At 43.9% G+C, this 23,236-nt stretch carries 21 protein-coding genes, 1 pseudogene and 1 other annotated feature (1 of these 23 cut by a window edge); of the genes and pseudogenes, 7 read left to right on the top strand and 15 right to left on the bottom strand.

Features of this window, described 5'->3' with window-relative positions; all coding sequences use genetic code 11:
• Positions 1-21 (bottom strand) — a binding site (T-box leader) (it extends 212 nt beyond the left edge of the window).
• Positions 22-308: 287 nt separating this feature from the next.
• Together CB4_RS09755 and CB4_RS09750 are read left to right on the top strand one after the other, a co-directional pair.
• Positions 309-1,793 carry an aminotransferase-like domain-containing protein gene (locus CB4_RS09755; protein WP_096465423.1) on the top strand — a complete coding sequence of 495 codons (1,485 nt, stop codon included), beginning with the start codon at positions 309-311 and terminating at the stop codon, positions 1,791-1,793.
• A gap of 34 nt (positions 1,794-1,827) precedes the next feature.
• A complete protein-coding gene (locus CB4_RS09750) occupies positions 1,828-3,012 on the top strand; it encodes an aminotransferase class I/II-fold pyridoxal phosphate-dependent enzyme (protein ID WP_096467700.1) in 1,185 nt (394 codons plus the stop codon).
• A gap of 127 nt (positions 3,013-3,139) precedes the next feature.
• Here the strand turns inward: CB4_RS09750 and CB4_RS09745 are convergent, their stop codons facing one another.
• Positions 3,140-3,568: an MBL fold metallo-hydrolase gene (locus CB4_RS09745; RefSeq protein WP_231956212.1), complete on the bottom strand. Its 429-nt coding sequence runs from the start codon at positions 3,566-3,568 to the stop codon at positions 3,140-3,142.
• Positions 3,569-3,741: 173 nt separating this feature from the next.
• Between CB4_RS09745 and CB4_RS09740 the strand changes: the two genes are divergently transcribed.
• Together CB4_RS09740 and CB4_RS09735 are read left to right on the top strand one after the other, a co-directional pair.
• Positions 3,742-4,245 carry an RrF2 family transcriptional regulator gene (locus CB4_RS09740; RefSeq protein ID WP_096465419.1) on the top strand — a complete coding sequence of 168 codons (504 nt, stop codon included), beginning with the start codon at positions 3,742-3,744 and terminating at the stop codon, positions 4,243-4,245.
• 17 nt (positions 4,246-4,262) lie between these two features.
• Positions 4,263-5,303 (top strand): annotated as a pseudogene (locus tag CB4_RS09735) (alkene reductase); the annotation flags it as partial.
• A gap of 72 nt (positions 5,304-5,375) precedes the next feature.
• Here CB4_RS09735 and CB4_RS09730 read toward each other — a convergent pair.
• From CB4_RS09730 to CB4_RS09695, 7 genes are all read right to left on the bottom strand, one after another.
• Positions 5,376-6,161 (bottom strand): sulfite exporter TauE/SafE family protein, encoded by a 786-nt coding sequence (locus tag CB4_RS09730; protein ID WP_096465415.1) that lies wholly within the window; start codon positions 6,159-6,161, stop codon positions 5,376-5,378.
• A 212-nt stretch (positions 6,162-6,373) separates the two neighbouring features.
• A complete protein-coding gene (locus CB4_RS09725; protein WP_096465413.1) occupies positions 6,374-6,880 on the bottom strand; it encodes a lytic transglycosylase in 507 nt (168 codons plus the stop codon).
• Between the two features lie 500 nt (positions 6,881-7,380).
• Positions 7,381-7,587 (bottom strand): hypothetical protein, encoded by a 207-nt coding sequence (locus CB4_RS09715; RefSeq protein WP_146226613.1) that lies wholly within the window; start codon positions 7,585-7,587, stop codon positions 7,381-7,383.
• Between the two features lie 140 nt (positions 7,588-7,727).
• Positions 7,728-8,447, bottom strand: a complete 720-nt coding sequence (locus CB4_RS09710) for a YebC/PmpR family DNA-binding transcriptional regulator (protein ID WP_096465407.1) — start codon at positions 8,445-8,447, stop codon at positions 7,728-7,730.
• Between the two features lie 93 nt (positions 8,448-8,540).
• Positions 8,541-9,716, bottom strand: a complete 1,176-nt coding sequence (locus CB4_RS09705) for an FtsW/RodA/SpoVE family cell cycle protein (RefSeq protein ID WP_096465405.1) — start codon at positions 9,714-9,716, stop codon at positions 8,541-8,543.
• 57 nt (positions 9,717-9,773) lie between these two features.
• A complete protein-coding gene (locus tag CB4_RS09700) occupies positions 9,774-10,772 on the bottom strand; it encodes a hypothetical protein (protein ID WP_096465403.1) in 999 nt (332 codons plus the stop codon).
• Between the two features lie 11 nt (positions 10,773-10,783).
• On the bottom strand, positions 10,784-11,653 hold the full coding sequence (locus CB4_RS09695; protein ID WP_157737909.1) for a phosphodiester glycosidase family protein: 870 nt from the start codon (positions 11,651-11,653) through the stop codon (positions 10,784-10,786).
• Between the two features lie 486 nt (positions 11,654-12,139).
• Between CB4_RS09695 and CB4_RS09690 the strand changes: the two genes are divergently transcribed.
• Positions 12,140-12,646, top strand: coding sequence for an RDD family protein (locus CB4_RS09690; protein WP_096465399.1), 507 nt, complete (start codon positions 12,140-12,142; stop codon positions 12,644-12,646).
• Between the two features lie 288 nt (positions 12,647-12,934).
• Here CB4_RS09690 and CB4_RS09680 read toward each other — a convergent pair whose 3' ends face one another.
• The 6 genes from CB4_RS09680 to CB4_RS21330 form a co-directional block, all read right to left on the bottom strand.
• A complete protein-coding gene (locus CB4_RS09680; protein WP_096465395.1) occupies positions 12,935-13,585 on the bottom strand; it encodes a Vat family streptogramin A O-acetyltransferase in 651 nt (216 codons plus the stop codon).
• Positions 13,586-14,032: 447 nt separating this feature from the next.
• On the bottom strand, positions 14,033-15,874 hold the full coding sequence (glmS, locus tag CB4_RS09675) for a glutamine--fructose-6-phosphate transaminase (isomerizing) (RefSeq protein ID WP_096465393.1): 1,842 nt from the start codon (positions 15,872-15,874) through the stop codon (positions 14,033-14,035).
• 156 nt (positions 15,875-16,030) lie between these two features.
• Positions 16,031-16,204 carry a hypothetical protein gene (locus tag CB4_RS20945; protein WP_157737907.1) on the bottom strand — a complete coding sequence of 58 codons (174 nt, stop codon included), beginning with the start codon at positions 16,202-16,204 and terminating at the stop codon, positions 16,031-16,033.
• Positions 16,205-16,268: 64 nt separating this feature from the next.
• Positions 16,269-16,637: a hypothetical protein gene (locus CB4_RS09670; RefSeq protein ID WP_096465390.1), complete on the bottom strand. Its 369-nt coding sequence runs from the start codon at positions 16,635-16,637 to the stop codon at positions 16,269-16,271.
• 176 nt (positions 16,638-16,813) lie between these two features.
• Positions 16,814-16,978, bottom strand: coding sequence for a hypothetical protein (locus CB4_RS20940; protein WP_157737905.1), 165 nt, complete (start codon positions 16,976-16,978; stop codon positions 16,814-16,816).
• 141 nt (positions 16,979-17,119) lie between these two features.
• Entirely contained in the window at positions 17,120-17,779 is a 660-nt protein-coding gene (locus tag CB4_RS21330) for a copper amine oxidase N-terminal domain-containing protein (protein ID WP_197703138.1), read from the bottom strand.
• A gap of 543 nt (positions 17,780-18,322) precedes the next feature.
• Here CB4_RS21330 and trhA point away from each other — a divergent pair.
• Both trhA and CB4_RS09655 read left to right on the top strand, forming a co-directional pair.
• Positions 18,323-18,970, top strand: a complete 648-nt coding sequence (gene trhA, locus CB4_RS09660) for a PAQR family membrane homeostasis protein TrhA (protein ID WP_096465388.1) — start codon at positions 18,323-18,325, stop codon at positions 18,968-18,970.
• 174 nt (positions 18,971-19,144) lie between these two features.
• Positions 19,145-20,314 carry an SAM-dependent methyltransferase gene (locus CB4_RS09655; RefSeq protein WP_096465386.1) on the top strand — a complete coding sequence of 390 codons (1,170 nt, stop codon included), beginning with the start codon at positions 19,145-19,147 and terminating at the stop codon, positions 20,312-20,314.
• A 79-nt stretch (positions 20,315-20,393) separates the two neighbouring features.
• Here the strand turns inward: CB4_RS09655 and CB4_RS09650 are convergent, their stop codons facing one another.
• Positions 20,394-23,081, bottom strand: coding sequence for a YhgE/Pip domain-containing protein (locus CB4_RS09650; protein WP_096465384.1), 2,688 nt, complete (start codon positions 23,079-23,081; stop codon positions 20,394-20,396).
• Between the last annotated feature and the right edge of the window lie 155 nt (positions 23,082-23,236).

Below are 23,236 nucleotides of genomic sequence, written 5' to 3'. Positions count from 1 at the left end.
TATTCCTTTCAGCGCTCTATATACACCTGTAACAGGTACGTTTTTTGAATACGTTGAATTATAAAGGGGCATGAACATAATTGTCAACAGGTTTTCTCTACTGATTGTCCTGTTCACCCCCTTTAAACTATTGACAATTAAAACAAACTCAAGCAGCATGGCTAAAATCGCAGCCTCCCTCCCCGAACAAGAACGTCAAAAATTGTTGGCATTATGCGAAAGAACCACCGAAGGATGAAAAATCCAGTGCGGTGGTTCTTTTTTTCTCTCGTCTTCCATGCCATCATTATAGAGGGGGGCGATGAAGGATGTTCCAGGATTTCAAGCTTGTCAGTGACCGTCCGGTCGCGATACAAGTGAAAGAATACGTCAATCGTTTAATTATAAAAGGGGCGCTTCAGGCGGATCAGAAGCTGCCCTCCACACGAGAAATGAGCGGTCTGCTTAAAGTAAGCCGCAATACAGTCATTGCAGCCTATGAAGGCCTGAAGGATGACGGATTTACGTATGCAATTCCCGGAAAGGGCAGCTATGTGGCCGCCATGGTGGGCCAGTCGACTGCAGATAACGGAGGAGCTGACGGCTCTGCCACCTGGCAGATCGATTGGAAGGCAAGAATGAACGAGTATGCTGTATCGGCTGTAGAGCTGGATATGATGAAGCAGGGCATTCGTGCCAAAAAAGGAACCATCTCGTTCACAAGCATCGCTCCGGATGAGCAACTGTTTGATATGGGGGATGTAAGGCGAGCCTTTATGGACCGGATGGCAATCGAAGGGCAGGTGCTGCTCAACTACGGCTATGCCAAGGGCTACAAGCCGCTGGTCGATTACCTGATGCGTTATATGGAGAATAAGGGCGTCGATATAAGCGGCAAGGATATGCTGATTACAAGCGGGTTTACAGAAGGCTTTGACATTGTGCTGTCGGCATTGCGCCCTTCCGCACGTCGCGGAGCGGCAATTTGTGAAAATCCGACCCATCATACAGCGATTAAAAATTTGAAGCTGCAAGGATTTGAGATTACCGGCATTCCGATGGAGCGTGACGGTATTGATGTGGAGCGGCTAGAGGCCGTACTGCAGACCAATAGCTTCGATCTGGCCTATTTGACTCCTTCCTATCACAATCCGACAGGCATCGTCATGTCGTCGGCAAAGCGCAGCGCCGTTATGAAATTAATGATGCGCTATCAGATTCCGGTGATCGAGGATGGATTCAATGAGGAGCTGCGCTACTCGGGAGCGCATATTGCGCCCTTAATAGCGACAGCAGGGCAAGGGAACGGAGTCATCTATATTGGCAGCTTCTCCAAGGTGCTGTTCCCTGGCTTGCGAGTAGGCTGGGTGCTTGGAGACCGAGCACTGATCGACACTCTGGAAAGCATTAAGCGTGCACGCACCATTCATACATCAACAATCGATCAATCGATTTTATACCAATATTTACTTAACGGAAATTTCGATAAGTATGTAAAAAAAGCACGTACAGAGTATAAGCGCAAATATGAGCTGACAAAGGCATGCTGTGAAGCACATCTTCCTGAGGCGCAGCTGTCTGGCGATGGGGGCTTGCATTTGTTCCTCACCTTCCCGACAGGCGTACATACACGCCAGCTGCTAGAAGCTTGCACAGAACAGGGCGTTATTTTTACACCGGGAGACAAGTTTTTTATTCAAGAAGGCGAAGGGACGAATACATTGCGGCTTGGTTTTTCACGAGTAACGGATGAAAATATCGAACGGGGTATTCAAATAATCGGCAAACAGGCGCGTAGCTTTCTTAAGGCATAACGATTTTTAAGAAAAATGAGGTGTAATAATGAAAATGTTTAGTGAAGAGGGTACAGGGCAGTTTTTATCCTCGCGTGTACGGGATATTCGGCCATCGGGAATTCGCGCTTTTTTTGATCTGAATGCAGCAGGCGGAGATACAATCGCCCTTGGGGTCGGAGAGCCTGATTTCGTTACACCGGAAAAGGTACGTGAAGCTTGCATTCAGGCATTGCATGAAGGGCAGACGAAATATACTTCGAATGCCGGCTTGATGGAGCTGCGGGAGGAGCTTTCGGCTTATTTTTCCGATAGCTTCGCGCTTTCCTATGACCCCGAGCAGGAAATTATCGTGACGGTGGGGAGCAGTGAAGCCGTCGACCTGGCGCTGCGGGCAGTAATCAATCCGGGTGACGAGGTGCTGATTCCGGCACCAAGCTATATTGCCTATGAACCAATTACCCATCTGCATGGCGGTAAAATTGTGGAGGTGGCGGCTACGGCAGAGGAGCAGTTCAAGCTGACCCCGCAAGCGCTGCAAGCGGCAATTACGCCTCATTCAAAGGCTTTAATGATCAATTATCCGTGTAATCCAACTGGAACAGTTATGACGGAGCAGGATTGGCTGCCGATTGCAGAACTCATTATCAAACATAATTTGGTGGTCATTTCGGATGAAGTTTATGCCGAGCTGACTTATGGGAGAAAGCATGTCAGTATCGCCTCCTTGCCGGGCATGAAGGAGCGTACGATTGTCATCAGCGGCTTTTCCAAAGCGTTCGCGATGACAGGCTGGCGGGTAGGCTATGCGTGCGGCCCGCGCGAGTTGATAGCCGGCATGCTGAAAATCCATCAGTACACGGCCATGTGCGCCCCTACCATTGCCCAGATCGCCGCGCTCGAATCATTGCGTCATGGCTTGGCTGCCAAGGATGAGATGATGGCGAGCTACAATGAACGCCGCAAGCTGTTTGTAGCCGGCTTGAATGCAATCGGGCTGACCTGTCACGAGCCTGAGGGGGCTTTCTATGCCTTCCCTTCAATTACTTCTACTGGCATGTCATCTGAGCAGTTTGCTCTTCGGCTGCTGGAGGAAGCGAAGGTGGCGGTCGTACCGGGACATGTATTCGGATCAGGCGGACAGGGCTTTATTCGCTGCTCATATGCAACCTCGCTCGTCGATTTGGAGAAGGCGCTGGAGCGGATGGGAAGATTTATGCAGGTAATGCAGCCGATTTGATAAAAACTTCAGCATAGCGAACGGTTCTTCCCTTCTCCCACTCCCTCACCACCATACGTTGTCGATTCTACAAAAGAAGAGGCTGTCCCACCCGCCATGTTCTGGTTTTTGGGACAGCCTCGGTCATTTACTCATATTGAAGCCGTAGCCCTACCCCCACTTCCTGAACAGAAGCTGCCCTAGACAATGCTACTTTAGACGAAAAGTCTGTACAATGGCACGGATGCATGATAGGCAAGCGCAATCCTTTCATGTATTCCACAGTTTGCTCCATCTGTTCTTTGGACGGATTCTGAAGGTGAAACCCTCCGATAATATCTATAATCCGCTCATCTCCGCACACCTGCTTTGCATACTCTACAATATTACAAATCCCTGAATGAGCACAGCCCACTATAATCACTAATCCGTTAGGTGAGCGGTACGCTAAGGCAGTATCATCGATTACGAAATCATCGGACTCTTCTCCATTTCTCTCAACGGTTCCAATAGCTTCTTTTCCTTCAAAGTCAAAATACCTGGGAATCTCGCCAAGCAAAACCATATTTTCAGTCAACCAAACAGGTTCTATAGAAGTATGCGTGGCAAAATGCATTTGAATCTTTTGTTCGCTAAATAAACTTCCGATCTCCCCCACCGGAGACTTGCTTTTTTTCTTTTCTTAATTTATCATCACTTTTAAGGATAATGTTTATCCTGAATATTACGTTTTGAATAGGTGAACAAAAAATGCGGATGAAAACAGGAATGGAACAAGCAGTCTACACGCTGCTCATTCTCGTTCGTCTTCCGAAGCGCACAAGCCTTCCGGCAGAACCGCTTAGCGAACGACTTGGTGTTTCCCCTTCCTACCTAAAAAAATTAATGCAAAAATTAGTTCATGCTGGACTCGTACACTCTACACCCGGCATTCGCGGCGGATTTTCTCTCGCAAAACAACCGGAAGATGTTACCGTGTACGACATCTATGTCGCTGTGGAGGGCTGCCAATCGTTGTATCTGAATCAAGGTGTATCCTCCCATCTGTTCGCAGATGAAAAGACCTGTTCTTCCCACGAATCATGCGCCCTTGAGATACTGATGAAAGACGCAGAAAACGCCTGGACAGACGTACTAAAAGCCGAAACGCTGGCCAGCCTGCAGGAAAAAGTGACAAACACGTATCCACAGCATAAACTCCTCGCACTTGAAACGTGGATACATGAACAAATAAATGGAGGGACTGCACAATGACGAACAAAACATATGACAAATTATTTGAACCTGTCACAATCGGTGCCTGGAATCTAAAAACCCGCACAGCGATGGCCCCGATGACGCGCTGCTTTGCTGATGATCAAACCGGAGTAGTCGGCGAGGATGTCGTAGAGTATTATCGCAAACGAGCAGCAGATGGGATCGGCCTGATCATTACCGAAGGGGTCGTCATCAGTCCACGCGGGAAAGGAAATCCTGGCGTTCCTGGTATATATTCTCCCGCGCAAATCGAAGCCTGGAAAAAAGTGACCGAAGCTGTCCACGGCGAAGGCGGCACCATTATTGCGCAAATCTGGCATGTAGGCCGCGTTACTCACCATGAACTGGCCGGTGGTCTTCCACCGCAAGCTCCGTCCGCGATTCAAGCTGAAGGAGTCGTACCACGTTTCCGCAAACCGTATGATGTCCCAGAAGAAATGACCACGGGCGACATTCAGGAAGTAATTGCCCAATATGCACAGGCTGCGAAAAATGCGATCGAAGCAGGCTTTGACGGTGTAGAAATCCATGGGGCACACGGCTATCTCATCGACCAATTTAATTCCGATGTCTCGAATCATCGGACTGACAAATACGGTGGAGACCTTGCCGGGCGCCTTACCTTTATGAAAGAAGTGCTGCGTGCCGTCATCGACGCCATCGGAGCAGACCGCACACTTATCCGTTTCTCCGCGTTAAAAATGGATAACCCGGACTACATGTGGGAAGACCCAGAAGCTGCGATTCAAACATTTATTGCAGCCTTTCACGAAGTCGGCGTAACGATGATTCATCCTTCAACGATGAATTTTACACAAGTAATCGCAGACAACAAAACACTGCACCAACTCGTACGCAAACATTGGAAGGGCATCATTGTCGGGGTAGGTAGTTTGGATGCAGAAACTGCAGAAAAGGCAATAGAGGAAGGCACGATTGACGTAGCTGCGTTCGGTCGTCCACTTATCGCAAATCCTGATTTTCTACATCGGATTCACCATGATGAACCCCTTGTCACATATGACGCCAAACAGCATCTCGTAACCTTACGTTAATGCAACGCACCGTATCCTTATGTATGAAATGAACAAAAAAAAAACGGGAAGACATCGCTGTTTTCCCGTTTTTTATTTACTAAACAAATCTATCCAGATTTTCATTGCGGTTCCGACGATTAGAATGGCAAGGATGAGCTGCAGCGCCTTTGCATTCATTCGTTTGCTTACCTTTGTTCCCAAAGGTGCGGCAAGAACACTAGCTAGTACAATAACAACTGTTGGCCAGAACAAGATATGCCCTGCCATTAGCTTTCCAACACTTGACCCGATGGATGAAATAAAGGTAATGGCCAACGAAGAGGCAATGGTGATACGAGCCGGAATCCGTAAAACCGTCAGCATAATCGGCACCAAGATAAAAGCGCCACCTGCTCCGACAACCCCTGAAGAAATCCCGACAATAACAGCAGAAATCACCGCGATTACACGATTAAACTCTATCCTTTCCGTTCCATGATTATCATCGTTCCCTTTACGCGGGATAAACATCATAATAGCAGCAATCGTTGCCAGAATAGCATAAATCATGTTTACAAGCTCTTCCGATAAATACCGTCCACCATATCCTCCAGCTAGACTGCCGACAATAATCGATGTTCCCATGTAGACAATCAAGCGATCGTTCATCACATTTTCTTTGCGAAGCGCCAGTACGCCGCTCAAGCTTGCAAAAAACACTTGAATGGCAATCATTCCGGAAACCTCATGCGCCGAATAGTCTGCTACCCCTAGCATAGCAGGTAAGAAAAGCAGCATCGGATAATTAATGATAGCCCCGCCAATTCCCAACATGCCGGAAAGAAACGAGCCGATAAACCCGATCAAGAACAAGGTAATAGCAAGACTGACTGTCATGTGTACACCTCTCTTTCTAATTACCCATAGGGGTATGTTAGGAATAGTTATAGTATCAACCTGAAAAGATTTTTTGTCAACTATTTTTTACTTTCCCATCAATCACTCTTTTCGTTCGATAAACCATATAGACAAAAAAAGCACCTGCCAAATTATCCAGCAGATGCTCTTTATCATACCTCTTTTTACCTTTCTAGCTGATCATTTTCTGATTAATTTTGTGGAACTCGCACTTTTTGTCCAATAAAAATAAAGTTAGGGTCTTTTATTTCCGGATTAGCCTCTATTACATTTTGTATATTTACCTTTAATTTCCTGGAAATAGAATCAATTGTATCCCCTTGTTTGACTTGGTATATAACGGCTTTATCTTGTTGTTTCGACATATCAGCAATTGATAATTTGCTTGTCTTTTCTGCATTTACAGCTACCATTTCTTCATAATTCATTCCTGTTAGATTTGCAAATACTTCTTTACTTTTAATAGGTGCCTCAAGCACTTGACCCACGACTAATTTATCAGAGGACAATTTGTTTGCCTTCATCAGAATCGCAACGGTATTATTCGTTTTTTTCGCTATTTTATATAAACTATCGCCCTTTTGTACTTTATATGTAACCGTAACATCAAGTTCGTCGGCTGAAACACGCTGACTAGAAAGTATGAACAATGTCGGCATAATTAACAGAGTTAGTGCGAGTGTAATCCATTTTTTCATTTGAATCGATCTCTTCTTTCTTTTTTATTTACCGTCTACAGACGGGTTAGTTTGTAGTAATTGTTGAGCATATCTTTTTAACTGCTCTTGTTTCTTTTTTCTCTCTTTTCTCAAGGTAACTCCTATTTTTATCGCAATAAGCAATGTAATAAGAATAGAGAAGAATAGAATGTCACGAAGCAATGTCAAAACCAGAATAAACAAAGTAGGTACACCTTCCTTATGACTAGAAGCTACGAAAATTCATACTCGTTTAATATAAATCTTTAGACTTGTATATAAATTGATTTCACCTGTATTTTGTAACCTTTTTTAGTACCATCTCCTTAACGATGAAAATATACCTATTACCTAATCACTACTAAGTATACACGTACCCACTCAACAATTTCTAAACATTATGGATTATCCAGTAAAAAAAGTGCTAAGATTTCTATCTCTTAACACTTTTTATCCTATAAATACTGGGCTTGTAAACGTTTATTTATTTTGCTAAATCATTACTCCTTATATTTCTTCATTTCATTCTGCAGAATAAAATAGCTCTTCTTTTTCCGTTCATAATAATTAGGCTGATCCCAATTCTTCCATGTATAGAACAACAGGTTCGGCTGGGCATCGCTTTGATTCAGTACCGGCATAATTGAAATACCCGGAGAAGGAATCGGTTGGATTTTGTTGTATGTATACAAATTCCCCCATGCCATTTTCCTACTCGGGTCTGTAAGACCGATCAGCATCCATGGTATGCGAAGTTCTAGTATATTTCCCTTAACATACCAATCTGAAAGATTATTAAATGAAAACCGACCTTTTATTGGATAATAAAAGGTCGGTTTTTCATGTATTATTCACCAAAATCTACATTGTGGTACACCTGTTGAACATCCTCTAAATCTTCTAATGCATCAATCATTCTTTCAAATTGTGCTTGTGCGTCTTCTGGAAGTGTTAGGTCATTTTGTGCAAGCATTGTTAGTTCTGCAACTGTAAATTCAGTTATACCCGCATTCTTGAATGCTTCTTGCACAGCATGGAACTGATCAGGTTCAGCATAAACGATAACCGCTTCATCTTCTTCTAAAATGTCCCGTGCGTCTACGTCTGCTTCCATTAAGATTTCAAGCGCTTCATCTGCTGTCTTGCCTTCAATACCGATAACAGCCGTTGCATCAAACATATAAGCTACAGATCCACTGACTCCCATGTTACCACCGTTTTTACTAAATGCTGCACGCACATCGGATGCAGTACGGTTCACGTTATTTGTCAGTGCATCTACAATGACCATGGATCCGTTCGGTCCGAAGCCTTCATAACGAAGTTCATCATAACTTTCTTCAGAGCCACCTTTTGCTTTTTCAAGCGCACGGTCAATGATCGCTTTCGGTACACTATACGTTTTTGCACGTTCGAGTACGACTTTTAAAGCCCGATTGGATTCTGGATCAGGTTCACCTTGCTTAGCTGCTACATAAATTTCTTTTCCGAACTTCGCATATATCCGACTCGTATTTGCATCTTTTGATGCTTTTTTTTCTTTAATATTGTTCCACTTACGACCCATACTATTCCACTCTCTTTCAACTTTGAATCTACACTGCATTCATTTATCAAGGTATATTATACCTCAATTGTATCGGTAAAATAAAGTTGCACACTAGAAAACAAGACTTTTCCGCCGGATACCTGCTGAAAGAACAATTCCAACAAGAATAAAATTTGTCAGAAGAGAGGTTCCTCCATAAGAAATAAAAGGGAGTGTAATCCCAGTTACAGGCATTATAGCAAGATTCATCCCTACGTTTTCAATCACTTGAAACGAAAACATCCCTATTATTCCTGTAATATAATAAGAGGAAAAATAATCAGGTGCTGTTTGGGCTATGCGAGTCATTCTGTACAAAATCGAGAAAAACAGGAAGAGTACAATACTAGACCCGACAAAACCAAATTCTTCCGCAATAGCAGAGAAAATAAAATCAGTCCACTGTTCAGGTATCCAGGCACCTTGTGTCTGCGTTCCAGATAATAACCCTTTGCCAAATAGTCCCCCCGAACCTACCGCTATAATCCCCTGCGTCACTTGATAGCCTATCCCTTTAGGATCGACTTGCGGATCAATAAACGTTATAATTCGTATTTTTTGATGATTCATAAATGGAGCACTATCCACAAACCGAATGAATTGATCAGGGTATATGACTTTAACTAGAAATATACCTAGTACAATACTTCCCACTACTGACGAAAAAACGATAAGCTGTTTTTTTTCCAAAAATAAGACCAACATCGCACTTACAATTCCAAGCATAACAAGTGCTTGACCCAAGTGCGGTTCCATTAGCACAAGAATGAATGGACCAATAAAAATACCAAAAATGACACCGGCATGTTTAAAGGTAAACTTTTCATCTTTTTCTTTTGATCTCTCCATGAAGTCAGAAATTGTAAGGATAAGAAATATTTTTGCAATCTCTGATGGTTGAAATTGAAATCCAGGTAATGTGATCCAAGCGTGTGCCCCATTTTTTGCTGGAAAAGCAAATACAATAATTAACAAAAAAATACTTATGGCATATCCAACCCAGGACAAGATGCCTTTTAAGTTTCGATAATTAAAAACCGTAAAGGCAAGCATACTAAGATACGATATAACCTCCCATACCAATTGCGTTTTATATATCGTTTCCTTTCCTACGCGATTAATGGTTGTAGAATAAATCGCCGAAATACAAAAAAATGAAATACCAAGCAAGCATACTATCAATGAAAGGTCAAAATCTGATATACGCCTTCTTAACCAAAATATCGTTTCAGAAAATCTATTAACCATTTCTATATTACCTCTGCGATAAATTATTTTTTAAGATACTGTTGGATCAAATTTTCTTTATAAGTTGATAAGTGTTGTACCTGATGGCGACGACTTGAACAACACATTATTTTTTACGCTTGCTTGTCCTTCTCCAGCTATCGTTGTTTCCTTGTTCGTTTTCAGATCCACATATTTCGCATCCTCAACCCGTATGAGCGTTCCATCTTCTTTGACAAGCAGACGGTCCGGCTTAACCGGCTGATTTAGATCAATAATTTTATTCGAAGTCCCCTGTTCATACGTGTAAACGGACGTAACATTGCCGGCAGCATCAAGCTTGCCGTAATACAACGTATCATTAATCGCTCGAAGTGCCACCGCATTCTTTTCGATTCGATGGGTCCCCTTTTCATCCCGGCTATGCAGGTACGGAATTCGCTGTTTTACATCTTCAAAGAAAAGCTCATTTTTGGTGGATGCCATGAGGATATTATCAACATAGTAACTGCTGACATTCTCCATCTTAAAATCTCCACTTGTACCGACATGATAAAGCTTGGAAATGTTTTTGTTGCCAACCAGTATATAAATATCGTTCGTAAACGGGCTAAACGTCATCTTTTTAAACGTCGAAGTGGACGATACCGGACCGATCGTTCGTATAGTCCGTACGTTATTTGTTGAAAGCATCGCTGTTTTTACGATCAGTTTTTTATTCGAGCCTTTTCCTTTACTGATTCCAAGCAGCAATCCGTTATCCTGAATCCAGGTTATATAATCGATTTTGCCTTCATTGCTGAGTGTATACACTTCTTTGTTGTTTGTTATGTCTTGTACATGAAGTGTATTCTGCTCATCAACGTACGCAACGAGATTCTTGCTGTCCGACAGGGCCACCTGATCTGTCTGTCCATCAAAAAGTTTAACCGGGTCTCCATTCGATCCGCCGATTTTGTATGAAACCGCCGCTGCATCCGGCCCATTGGCTCCTCCACCTAGCAGATGATTATAATAAGAGAATGTCCCGACTTGAATTCCTGTTACAATTAACAAAAACCAGATAATTTTTTTCACGTTTCCTCCTCCTATTCCGGCATAACGATAAATGAAGTGGCGATTTTTCTTTCTCCGAGCACATCACTTGGTTCATTCACCAAATTACCGTTATATACCATTGTAGTAGAAGAACCACCGTCCAGGTTAACTGCGGTGACAGCTCCGTATTTCAACATGAGATCCTGTATATCATGCAAGGTTGCCCCCAGATTCTGGGTTCCATGGATAAAGCGGCCGTCTGTCACAATAAAAATGATGGTACCGTCGGCCTTCTGGCCAATTGCAGTACGGGGAGCATTTCCCCAGCCTCCATTGCCACGAACAAGTCCTTGCCCGTCCTTCACAAGAATCGGCCCAAATGACAGAGCTTCCTTAACTCCCATATCCTGCAGTTCTTTCACCGAATATTTTCCTGAAATCAAAGAACCGTTTGAGGTGATCCCAATAACATTACTGTTTTCACTGGTCGCGTAATATTTTCCGCCATGAATCGTTGTCCCGAGAGGATCTCCCCCGGTTCCATGCCAGCCAACATCCTGGAACGAGCCTCCGTTAACACCAGCTACCGCACTGTTATCACGCACCATTTCACTCACTGTTTGGCCAACCTTGCCAATTTGGTTTGTGACTCCAACTTTGATGCGCATCGGATCACGAACAAGCATAATCTTTGCCGAATACGTATTATCTTTGTAATCCTCAACTTGGATGGAACTGTCCTTAATACCGCCAAAATTCCCCAATCCAGTTGCGTTCCCGTCGCTATTAACGGTAGGCTGCCCGGTTCCAGCCGCATATTTCGCAATTTCCTCCGCAGAAACGGTATTTAGTGAAAAAAGCGAGAGCCAAAGCTTTGGATGCTGTGTAGTCCCGAGCGATTGAAGCGCGTAATCTTTCACATTTTGGTAGGGTCCCTTGAAAACAAACAGGGCCGTAGAAATATATATATAACATAATCCAAGAACGAAGAAAAACACTCCTCTTCTGAACTTTTTCTTTGGTTTTTTTCGGGTAACTCTTTTCTTTGTGGTCTGTGGTCCTTGTTCAATCGGCTGTTTTACAGGTGGTTTATACAAAAAACTCTCTCCTTTTCTAGATATCATACAACAACGAATAGTTTATCATGGTTTTCTTAGAACGAGCTGAGAAAAACGCACATCATGCTTACTATTTTAACAATCATCGGGCTGAAATATAGTTATTTAAACATTGCGAAAGAAGCGTAAGCCTACTTTCTTTACTTTACGGGGATAAAAAAACTTCTGAATGGAGAAAGTCTCATGATACTGCCGCTGCCATATTATCCGTATAAGTGGAATTCTTCCAGGTAAATCTTCATATGTATAAGGGAGTCATGTAAAGACTATATGAGGGGAGAGTGAGTTATGTACGCTGGCTTCTGGAAACGGTTCTTGGCTGCCTTTATTGATGGACTTATTGTGGGGATTCCGATTAATATCATTGTCATTCCTACATCGTTTCTTTTCGGCTTCACTGCTTATTCAGCAGATCCTGATGGTGAAGGCATAGCTACTGGCATTATGTTGCTATTTCAGTTGGTTGTATTTATTTTCACTACTGTTGTGACCTGGTTATACTTTACCTTAATGGAAAGTTCGAAAAAACAGGCCACTTTTGGAAAGAGAGCACTTGGCATCAAAGTAGCGACTCTGAATGGAGATCGCATTTCATTCGGCAGGGCTACCGGAAGATACTTTGGGAAAATTCTATCTGGTATCTTTTGTATTGGTTATATTATGGTTGCATTCACTGAGAAAAAACAAGGGCTTCACGATATGATGTCAGGATGTCTAGTAGTAAATAATGATGTTTATTATTCACAAGACAATACTACTCTTGGCGTTGGATCTCCATCTAAAAAAGATAGCTAAAAAACGTAATGGAAAAAGAGACAACCGAAGGCACAAGTGCCTCCGATTGTCTCTTTTTTATTGCATACAAAAATATGCTCCTTTTCCTACATCGGTGTTACGCCCTGTGTAAAACCTGGTATGCCTTGACTCTGGCATAGGACTTGCTTATGATTCAGCAAATGCTCTTCTTCAATCTTTACTTTCCATTCTTTAAATATAGCCTTACCACGCACTCCACATGTGTGGAGACCGTGAAAGGGATATAAAAAATCCCATTTGCAGGAGTTTGACCTGCTATTTATTATATTACTCCTCATTCAATAGCTTCTTTAGTGTAGCAATATCATTAATCGATACTAATTGCTCAAGATTTTCAAATATCTTTTTCTCATCCCAGTTCCACCATTGAAGCTCCAGCAATAATTTAATCATCTCATCACTGAAACGCTTCTTAATAGCATTTGCAGGATTGCCGCCAACAATTGTATACGGTTCAACGCTTTTTACAACAGTTGAGTTCGCAGCAACAATTGCACCGTCACCTATTTTTACCCCTGGCATAATCGTGACATGTTGTCCCAGCCATACATCATTGCCAATCAAAGTATCGCCTTTGAACGGCAACTGCTCTATCGTTGGAGTGACCTTTTCCCAACCTCCGGCAAAAATATTGAAGGGATATGTTGTAAAACCATCCATCCGATGATTAGCACCATTCATAATAAAAGTAACCCCTTCAGCTATGGCGCAGAACTTACCGATAATCAGCCTATCACCTAAAAAGTCATAATGATGCTGAATATTGTCATAGAAATTCTCTGGTGAGTTTGTATTGTCGCTGTAATATGTATAATCGCCAATCTCAACGTTTGGCCTGCTTGGTAGATTTTTAATGTAACAAACTGTTCTAATATTTTCATTTGGATAAAGCTTATTTTTATCCGGAGCTACAGTCATACTTACACTTCCTCTAAACGTTATTTAATTCTTGCCCTTCAAATAAGCTAAACTGTAGTTCGATCTCTTCTATCGTATATCACTACTTATATAACTGTAAAGAAGCTCAGATGTAATTATCGCCTGAGCTTCTAAAGTAATAACATACTATAAAAAAACAATTATTGAAATATACTCGATCAATACTTTCACATCTCATCTATTGATTTAGCACCATCAATATTAAGTACTCCACATGTCTTGTGTGTAGAAGCATAAACGATGTTAATTTATGAACTTTGGGATATAAGTTTCCTAACCAAGCCCCGCTTGTAGATAGATAAGGTCAGCAGAATAGAGTTTACCCTCTTGTATAAATTACTGAGCAATTTAATTTGGTTACCAACTTTAATATTAGGTTACTGACTTTAATGTCAAGCAACAACCTTTTGTAAAACCCTCAAACGCCTACTCCACTGTTAAGCTCTTCGCCAAATTCCTCGGTCTATCCACGTCATTCCCGCGCACCGTTCCCGCATAATACGCCAGCAACTGTAACGGAATCGCCGCCAGCACCGGCATCAAGAGCGGGTGCGTCTCCGGAATATACATCACCTCGTCTACCTCATCCGCCAGCACATCATCGCTCACCGTCGTAATCCCGACCACGAACGCATCCCGCGCTTTTACTTCCCTAATATTGCTAATCGTCTTATCAAATACAGACCCAGTCTGAGTCGCCAGCGCGATGACTGGCATCCCTGGTGTAATGAGTGCCATTGTACCGTGCTTCATCTCACCCGCTGCGTACGCATCCGCATGAATGTACGCGATTTCCTGTAGCTTAAGCGCACCTTCCAGTGCCAGCACATAATCTAGCCCGCGCCCGATCAGGAACAGACTTTCCTGGTCATATGTCACCTGCGCGAGCTGGTCAATCGCATCGTCAATCATAATGAGCGTAGATTCCACATCGGTCGGCAACTGACGGAGTGCGGCCAACAGGTCGGCCACCTGTGTCGGTTGCAGACTGCTCATACGCTGCGCGGTCCAGACCGCAAGCAGCAACATGGTTGCAATTTGTGCCGTATACGCTTTTGTCGATGCAACCGCAAGCTCCGGACCTGCTTTCGTCAGCAAGGTACAGTCCGCTTTCCGCGAAATCGTACTGCCTGCCGTGTTTGTAATGGCAATCGTCGGACAGCCGTATTTCTGTGCTTCTCGCAAAGCGGATAGCGTATCAGCCGTCTCACCTGACTGACTCAGCAGAATGACAAGATTCGTCTCGTCCAGGTTGGCATGTTCATGCACGAATTCAGAAGAGTACGTAGCTGCCACTGGGAAATGAAGAAGCTGTTCAAGTGCCTTTTTCCCGATCAACCCCGCATGATAGGACGTGCCGCTTGCGACAATATCGATCTTGCGAACGCGGGCAAACAGCCCCGCATCCCATGCAGCGGCAAGCTCAGCAAGCTCGACACCGTCTTCTGTCAGGCGACCTGCAAGCGTGTCCCGCAGCGCCTTCGGCTGATCAAAAATTTCTTTGCGCATGTAATGTTCATACTCATTCAGCAATACATCGCCAAGGGTCTCATCCGCCAACCGCCAGATCGGACATATTTCCGTGCCATCCGCAAACTTTTTAATGGTCACGTGTCCTTGCGTCAGCACCGCGTACTCCCCATTTTGAATCGGATAAAACTGGCGGGTAAACGGCAACATCGCCGGAATATCAGACGCAAAGTACAGGTCGGTTTTGTCCCGGCCAAGTACGAGCGGATTGTTTTGCGACACAGCTATAATCATGTCAGGCTGCTCCTTTGACATGATGGCCAGAGCGAATGAGCCCACAAGCATTGGCAATACTGCCTGCACGGTTTTCTCAAAATCACCCGTGTCATATTCTTCGAGCAAGTGCGGAATCACTTCAGTATCCGTTTCCGTCGCAAATGTATGGCCCTGCTTCAGCAAATTGCGCTTCAGCTGCGGATAATTCTCAATAATCCCATTATGTACGACAATAAAACGGTCATCACATCCAGTCAGCGGATGTGAATTCGCCTCAGATGGAATCCCGTGCGTCGCCCAGCGTGTATGGCCAATGCCTAAGATACCCGTTGTGACCAGATCCCGATTCACAACCGCACGCAAGTCATCAATGCGGCCCACGGTCTTGCGTATATGTATAGTGCTTTCATCAGAAATAGCAATTCCGGCTGAATCATACCCCCGGTAATCGAGTGTATCTAGACAATCGAGCAGAATCGGCAGCGCATTTCGCTTTCCAATAAACCCCACGATACCACTCATCCGTCTCACCTCTCTCCTTTGACTATATCCTTCCTTTATTATAGCGAAATGTATGGACAACCTCCATATGTATGTTATATAACATTACACTTTATCATTTTATGCACACAAACAGGCGCTCCGGACTTCTGGATCCGGGGCGCCTGCTGGACACTTCTAGTTGCGCGGGTATTTACTTTTTGATTCGCCGCCTGGCTGTAGTTTATCCATCCGCACCGCCTGTGTATCCGTCACGCTTGCAAACTCACTGTCGTTCTTGCCTGGTGTAGCTGTTGTGAACTGCTGGCGCTTATGGTCTAGATTGATGTTTGTTTTTACGCGTTTTGACATCGTGTGTCCCTCCACTAGATTCATGGTGTGTGTCCGGTAGTAGTATGCCCATGCATTCATGAAGTTATTTGGCCCCTGCGTGCCTATGCTTCTTAGCTAGATAGCGGCGTGCGTATTTCAATGCCAGATAGCGACTTGTACATTCGACAACTCCGCCCGCAGATTCTTTATCTTTAATGAAAATAAAACAGCCGTTCACTTCAACTTGCGGAAACCAGTGCTGAACCGATTTGCCACTCTCGTCTTCGATTGTCAGACACTTCGCCCGGGTACGGTGCCCATACGCAATGTCTCTTACTTCTTTTATGCCTTGATCCGAAATAATTTCTACCTTTTCTTCATCGTCCTCACAGCTTAATCGCTTAACAACAGACAATTTCTCATAAATGGCATGACTCAATAAATTATCGTCCATCTCAGGAATCGAATTCATACTTGATCAACTCCAACGCTCTCTGTATTCACATGTATCATCCTTTTATATATAATACAATCTTCCTTTCCCCATCATTGCCCGTTTCAAACATTTATAACAAAAAAAATAATTTTATTCATTAAAAAAGGCCGCTTCTCATCGTCGATGAAGCGGCCTTTTTGGGGGATGCTGGTTTATTGCTTATTTTCTTTATCCTTCACGATTAGGTCAATCATGTCCAGATACCGCCTTCGTGCTTCTTCAAGCGCCTGTCTTTCCTGATTGTGCCCCTGGTCATCAACGTTAAGCTGCAGTAGTTCTTCATCAATCCGATAAATAATTTTCTGCAACGTTCTCATTCTTTTCCTCCCGCTCTTTAAATGACACGTTTACTATACCGTGATCATCAGTCACATGATAAGTGAGCGGTGTCATAAAAAGAAGGAAGGATAGACTTGAAACAAGAGGTCTTTTTGCCTACAATCCTGAATTCTATAAAATTATTTTTGTGCTTTAATATCGACTGTACCTGTCTTCCCATCCCAGTTCACCTGTGCGCCAATTGATTCACTAACAAAACGGAGCGGCACAAGCGTGCGACCATTTACGATACGCGCCTGCTGGTCCAGTTTAACAGTTTTGCCGTCCACCATTGCCTGATGAGAACCGATTTTCAGAGACATTTTCTTTTTGCCTTTTGACGCTTTTACCGTTTTGGCTTTCTCATCCCACTGTGTATTTACACCAAGCTGTTCAAAAATCGCCCGAAGTGGTACGAATGTACGGCCATCCACAACCATCGGCTCCTGGTCGAATACGATTACATTTCCATTAATTTTAATGGTGATGTTGATTTGCGGAGCTGCCGGTGTAACTGGTTGTACCGTTACCGTGTCGCCTGTCGTTGTAGCTGGCGGTGTAACTGGTGTAGCCGGTGTTTTTAATGCCGCCTCATATTTTGCAATATTTCGTAAAATCGCTTCGCGAGCAGACGGATTATGTACATGCTGAAGCGCATTATATAGTCCCTTAAGCTCCTCTGTTGTTTCCATTGTCGGAACTGGCGTTGTTGATGTTTGTGCTACTTCATCTGCGAATACAGATGTTCCGCCGATTACGAGTGAAGCTGCTACTATTGTGCTTACAATTGACTTTTTCATATTGTTTTTTATTCCTCCTAATGTAAGTATTACCGCGCGAACATTATATTTTTCGCAACAAACTTTCAGAGTGTGGGGGGAGAAACAAAAAATTTTGAAACCTGTTTGTGCATCGACACGTATATATAAGTGAACGACAGTACTACTCCCCCTCTTGCCCTCCTGATTAATCAGGGGGGCTTTTTCATTCTATTTTGCATCAAAATAATGCAAAATAGAATCTTTGTTCACCAAGTTTCTCGTGTTTTATTCCCTGTTTTCTGTACAAATTCCCGAGCAATAGCGCTTTTTTCGGGTTTTATAACATTGGCATCTATTTTGCTTGTATATATGGTGTGTACTTTAAACTACCACTACTTTTACTATTCATCTCCTAACTTTGAAGCAAGGACAGCCACCCTGTCCCTGCTTCTTTTTCTTTATAATTCAGGATGAGTAAATCAGATAGGTCTGCATCTCCGATGAAATAATGCACGTCAGCTTGTTATCAGAGGTGTATAATAAAAAGACAGATCGTAAAATTCATGATGAAAAGGAACTGATATGGCTACCACTCACACGTATACAAAAAAAGAAGAGATCGCCAATGCAATTACGCATGGCATTGGGGTTTTGTTAAGCATCGTTGCACTTGTGTTTCTGATCCGCTACTCCATAACTGAAGGAACCATCTGGCATGTTATCAGCTTTACGATCTACGGGATTACCATGCTGGTGCTGTATTTATCATCTACCTTGTTGCACAGTTTTCCAGAAGGTAAAGTCAAAGACATACTTGAAGTATTTGACCATTCCTCTATCTACTTGTTTATCGCAGGCTCTTACACGCCGTTTTTATTCATCATTGTCAAAGGTACACTCGGTTGGACGCTGTTTGCCATTGTATGGGGAATGGCGATATGCGGGATTGTATTCAAAATGTTTTTCGTGAAGAAATTTTTGTTCCTGTCGACATTACTGTACATTCTGATGGGCTGGCTCATTGTTCTCGCATGGGGACCGCTGGCGTCCACGCTTGCAGGCGGTGGACTTTCTCTGCTCGTCTGGGGTGGCGTACTGTATACCGTTGGATGCGTGTTCTATGTATGGCGTGGCTTTCCGTTCCATCATGCAGTCTGGCATCTGTTCGTACTTGGTGGATCGATGCTTCATTTCTTCTCTGTTTTCTGGTATGTATTGCCGATTGTGTAAGATACAAAAGGAGCTGTCCCACACTTCAATGGGACAGCTCCTTTTTCTATAAAAATCTAGATGCGACCATTAAGAAAAATGTGTAAAAAACGTTCAAATCAGGGTAGTAAGTAAATACTATATCGTATAACCACTTTATAATCCTTTACAGGTCATGAGAAAGGATGATAAAAGATGCAAAAGTATTTGTTTCAACAATTTTTTGCTAAAATCAATTCAGTTCCCTTCCATGTACATTTTTGGGACGGTAGCATAGAACAGTACGGAGAAGGAGCACCTCGTTTTACAATTACCTTTCAGAAAGAACCCCCATTTACTTCTTTTATAAAGCAACCTTCTCTTGCTTTTGGAGAAGCGTATATGAACAGTGAAATTGATATCGAAGGTAACCTTGAAGAAGTAATTCGGGCGGCCACTTCGAATCATAGCATGATCTGGTCGGACGTACTCTCCCTCTTGCCGAGGATCAGCCTGCGTAAACAGCAGGAAAACGTGCAGCACCACTATGATGTCGGCAATGACTTTTATTCCCTCTGGCTGGATCAAACGATCAGCTATTCGTGTGCGTACTTTCACACGCCAGAAGACACCCTTGAGCAGGCACAACTGCAAAAAATTGATCATATTTTACGAAAGCTCCAGCTAAAAGAAGGCGAAACACTGCTCGATATCGGAAGCGGCTGGGGCTGGCTCATCATCCGGGCCGCCCAGCAGTACGAGGTCAAGGCGCTCGGCATTACGCTCAGTGAAGAACAATTCAAGAAAACAAAGGAACGCATTGCGGAACTCGGTCTGACTGGACAGGTAGACGTCGAGCTGATGAGCTATCAGGAACTAGCACAAACGAAGCGTACGTTTGACAAAATTGCGAGTGTTGGCATGTTTGAGCACGTCGGTCAGAGTCAGTATCCGACCTTTATGAAAACAGTTCAAAATGTTCTGAAAAACGGAGGATTAATGCTGCTGCACACAATTACACACCAGAAGGAAGATCCGACTGATCCGTGGATTGCAAAGCACATCTTCCCGGGGGGCTACATTCCTTCCTTCCGCGAAATTATTCAACTGTTACCGGAATATGATTTCCACGCACTTGATATCGAAAACTTGCGCATTCATTACGCGATGACGCTCGATGAGTGGGCAAAGCGGTTCGATGCGCACGAAGATAAAATTCGAACCATGTATGATGAACGGTTCATCCGCATGTGGCGCCTGTACTTGCGTTCTAGTGCTGCCTTCTTCCGCCTGGGCGATCTCGGCCTTCATCAAGTTCTGTTCTCCAAAGGGGCTAACAACAACCTGCCGCTTACACGTAGCCATCTGTATACAACCAATAGCTAGCCATACAATGTCTGCTGCACAAACAAGAGCCGGAAAACCTTGTCAGGGGTTTCCGGCTCTTGTTGTATCTCTAATCGATCTAATGAATGATTTTGCTTTCTTTCGTTCTCTCCGCTACTCGCTGCGTCGACTTGCTCAGCGGTTCTTTCAATACAAGGCCAAGTAAGAACGCTCCTGCCAAGAAGAGCAGCATACAACCGATATCTTTCCATACGATATCGTATACGATCCCCCCGACCGCTTCCCTCAGCAGACTAATTGCATACGTAAACGGCAACAACGGATGAATCGCCTGAAAAAACGGTGGTGTCACTTCAATCGGAAACGTCCCACCTGAACCGGATAACTGAAGTACGAGCATAACAATCGCAAGTGCTTTTCCAATGTTGCCAAACACGGATACGAACGTGTAGACAATCGTCATAAACACTACACTACTGAACACCCCAAATAGCACAAAGGAAATCGGGTTCGCTACATACGCCCCCAACACAAGCATATCGCCAATCGATACAATAAGCGCCTGAAATACGCCAATCGTCAAAAATGTCAGCAGCCTGCCAAAATAAATATCCCGGCTTTTATAAAGTCCCTCTGGATCTTCCACATCTAAGCGCAGCAATGATACCAAAAGAATCGCACCCACCCATAATGAAAGCACCGTATAGAAGGGTGTCATTGCCGATCCATAATTCGGAATCGGGAACTTCTTATGTTCCTTCAACAATACAGGTTTAGATAGGAAATCACTTTCCTGGTGAATATCGTTTTTAAGCAACGCTATAATGTCCCCAACGTTTTGTGACTGTTTGAACTCGCGAATTTTATCCGCTGCGCTCTTCACCGAACTTTCGAGCTCTGGCAAATCATTTCGAACGAGATTAGCCACCTTATGCACAGCCGCTTCCACTTCCGGCAACTTCGTCTGGATAAGATTCGCTACTTTATGCACATCCTGCTCCACATGTGGCAAGTCATTTCGGACGAAGTCGGCGGCTTGATGAATTTTTGGCTCTAAGCGCGGCAGATCATTCTGCACAAAACGGGCTGCTTCATTGACGCCCTCGGTCAGATGCCCCATTTTGGCCTGAATGTTCTGGGCCACTTCATGAACATTCTGCCGAATCTCCGGCAGATTCTTCTGCAGGCGTACTAGCTCCTGCTGGCCGAATGCTACACCCGCTGCCGCATCATCGAGAATCGTTTTTATATCGGGTAGACGCTCCTGCGCTGCTTGTAGTACATCGGATGCGTTCTGCGCCGTAGACGTCAACCGATCTAACGCTTTCGTAACAGCCGGGACAATCTCAGAATCATAACGGGATAAAATCTTACCTAATGTATCACTTGCGTCTTTTGCGAGCGTGTTCAAATTATCGACTAGCTGCTTAGCTGGCTGCTCTCCTTGCTCAATCGCGGTCTGAATAGCACGTAGCGTACGACTCTGCTGCTCAAAATTACTTTTCACCTTGGTGAGCTGATCCATCATTTGTTCAAGTGCCGCATTCGGCACATATTTATTCAACGTCGCCACCAGCTCAATCGTCCTATCGATAATAGCCGCTCCATTTTGCAGACGCTCCTGCAAAAAAGACAGCGCGGCAAGCGTTGGCTTCGGATCAATATTTGCCGACTGCAGTACATCCGTTAACTGCGTCACTGCATCAGCTGTTTGCTGTAACAATATAAGATTTTGCTTTATAACAGGAGCTGCGGTCTCGAGCGCACCCTTATTTTGTTGGAGAAAATTATGAAGCCCGTTCGCAAACTCTCCCCCATTGTGTGCGATCTGAGCAAGCTTTGGCAACGCCTGCTGTGCGCTGCTAATAACAGCAGCCGCCTTTCCTGCATCTTCAATGGCCGTATTGAGCCCCTCTTCTACCCGGCCAAAATTGTGATCGATCTCGGTAATTCGGTCAGCCGCCCGTTGAATGTCAGGCAACTTTTGCTGGATGAGCACAATCTCCTGACCGACTTCCTTAATTTTTGGAAGCTTCTGTTCCAGAACGAGAATGTGGTTTGCTGCCTGATGGATTTCTGGAATTTTCTTGTCTAGCTCGACGACTTTTTGACTTTTCTCCCGGATTTCTGGCAGCTTTTTCTCCAACTCCAGCGCTTTGTTTCCAGCTTCCTCTATCTCTGGGAGACTCCGTTCCAGCTCGAAAATTCGGCTTTCAATATGACGAATCGTCGGCAATTCCTTCTCCAGCTTAATTCCTGCTTCATTAAATAATGTCAAGACCGCTTCGCCTGTCGTTTTGACGAAGTTCTCGCTTACTTGCGCCACAACGCTTGATGCGCCAGTCGTTGTAATTTTTGGTGCGATCGCATTAATTTTTTCATTAACGCTGTACTCGATCTCCGGTTTCTGCTGCTTTTCTTCGAGGATGGTCGCGATTTTGGCAGAGAAGTCTTTCGGAATCAGCAGGCTTGCGTAGTAGTCCCCGTGCGTAACTCCCCGCTCTGCTTCGTCCCGTGTGACAAACGTCCAGCCGAGTTTATGATTTTTCTTAAGACTTTCTACGATTTCGCGACCAACATTTATGCTTTTATGGATGTTTCCTTTATGTATTACCGTACCCGTATCTTCATTTGTTACCGCGATCTTGATCCCGGATGTATCGCCATACGGGTCCCAGGAAGCTTTTAAGTTGAACCAGGCGTACAGCGACGGGAGTACCATCAAGCCGATGATGAGAAGAAGGGCGATCGGCACACGAAAAATGTTGCGCCAGTCTGTTTTGTATATATGAAGGATTTTTTTCATGTATCATTCACCTTATTTCCTGCGAATTGATTGTAAGTAGCTTCTAGTAGTATCCCCGAAACAAAGTGATGTTGCTATACTTTTCTTATAATCGGCTCTTTTTTCTCTTTTCCCTACTTACCACCTTATTTTTCATAATATAAAGAAAAAACCCG

The organism is Aneurinibacillus soli (assembly GCF_002355375.1).
GTDB lineage: Bacteria > Bacillota > Bacilli > Aneurinibacillales > Aneurinibacillaceae > Aneurinibacillus > Aneurinibacillus soli.
This window is presented reverse-complemented; position numbering and strand designations above follow the sequence as displayed.

Bases quoted from the DNA above. Each gene is read 5' to 3' on its own strand.
- CB4_RS09755 (WP_096465423.1), top strand. From the start codon at position 309: ATGTTCCAGGATTTCAAGCTTGTCAGTGACCGTCCGGTCGCGATACAA.
- CB4_RS09750 (WP_096467700.1), top strand. From the start codon at position 1,828: ATGTTTAGTGAAGAGGGTACAGGGCAGTTTTTATCCTCGCGTGTACGG.
- CB4_RS09740 (WP_096465419.1), top strand. From the start codon at position 3,742: ATGCGGATGAAAACAGGAATGGAACAAGCAGTCTACACGCTGCTCATT.
- CB4_RS09730 (WP_096465415.1), bottom strand. From the start codon at position 6,161: ATGACAGTCAGTCTTGCTATTACCTTGTTCTTGATCGGGTTTATCGGC.
- CB4_RS09725 (WP_096465413.1), bottom strand. From the start codon at position 6,880: ATGAAAAAATGGATTACACTCGCACTAACTCTGTTAATTATGCCGACA.
- CB4_RS09715 (WP_146226613.1), bottom strand. From the start codon at position 7,587: ATGGCATGGGGGAATTTGTATACATACAACAAAATCCAACCGATTCCT.
- CB4_RS09710 (WP_096465407.1), bottom strand. From the start codon at position 8,447: ATGGGTCGTAAGTGGAACAATATTAAAGAAAAAAAAGCATCAAAAGAT.
- CB4_RS09705 (WP_096465405.1), bottom strand. From the start codon at position 9,716: ATGGTTAATAGATTTTCTGAAACGATATTTTGGTTAAGAAGGCGTATA.
- CB4_RS09690 (WP_096465399.1), top strand. From the start codon at position 12,140: ATGTACGCTGGCTTCTGGAAACGGTTCTTGGCTGCCTTTATTGATGGA.
- CB4_RS09680 (WP_096465395.1), bottom strand. From the start codon at position 13,585: ATGACTGTAGCTCCGGATAAAAATAAGCTTTATCCAAATGAAAATATT.
- glmS (WP_096465393.1), bottom strand. From the start codon at position 15,874: ATGAGTGGTATCGTGGGGTTTATTGGAAAGCGAAATGCGCTGCCGATT.
- CB4_RS20945 (WP_157737907.1), bottom strand. From the start codon at position 16,204: ATGTCAAAACGCGTAAAAACAAACATCAATCTAGACCATAAGCGCCAG.
- CB4_RS09670 (WP_096465390.1), bottom strand. From the start codon at position 16,637: ATGAATTCGATTCCTGAGATGGACGATAATTTATTGAGTCATGCCATT.
- CB4_RS20940 (WP_157737905.1), bottom strand. From the start codon at position 16,978: ATGAGAACGTTGCAGAAAATTATTTATCGGATTGATGAAGAACTACTG.
- CB4_RS21330 (WP_197703138.1), bottom strand. From the start codon at position 17,779: ATGAAAAAGTCAATTGTAAGCACAATAGTAGCAGCTTCACTCGTAATC.
- trhA (WP_096465388.1), top strand. From the start codon at position 18,323: ATGGCTACCACTCACACGTATACAAAAAAAGAAGAGATCGCCAATGCA.
- CB4_RS09655 (WP_096465386.1), top strand. From the start codon at position 19,145: ATGCAAAAGTATTTGTTTCAACAATTTTTTGCTAAAATCAATTCAGTT.
- CB4_RS09650 (WP_096465384.1), bottom strand. From the start codon at position 23,081: ATGAAAAAAATCCTTCATATATACAAAACAGACTGGCGCAACATTTTT.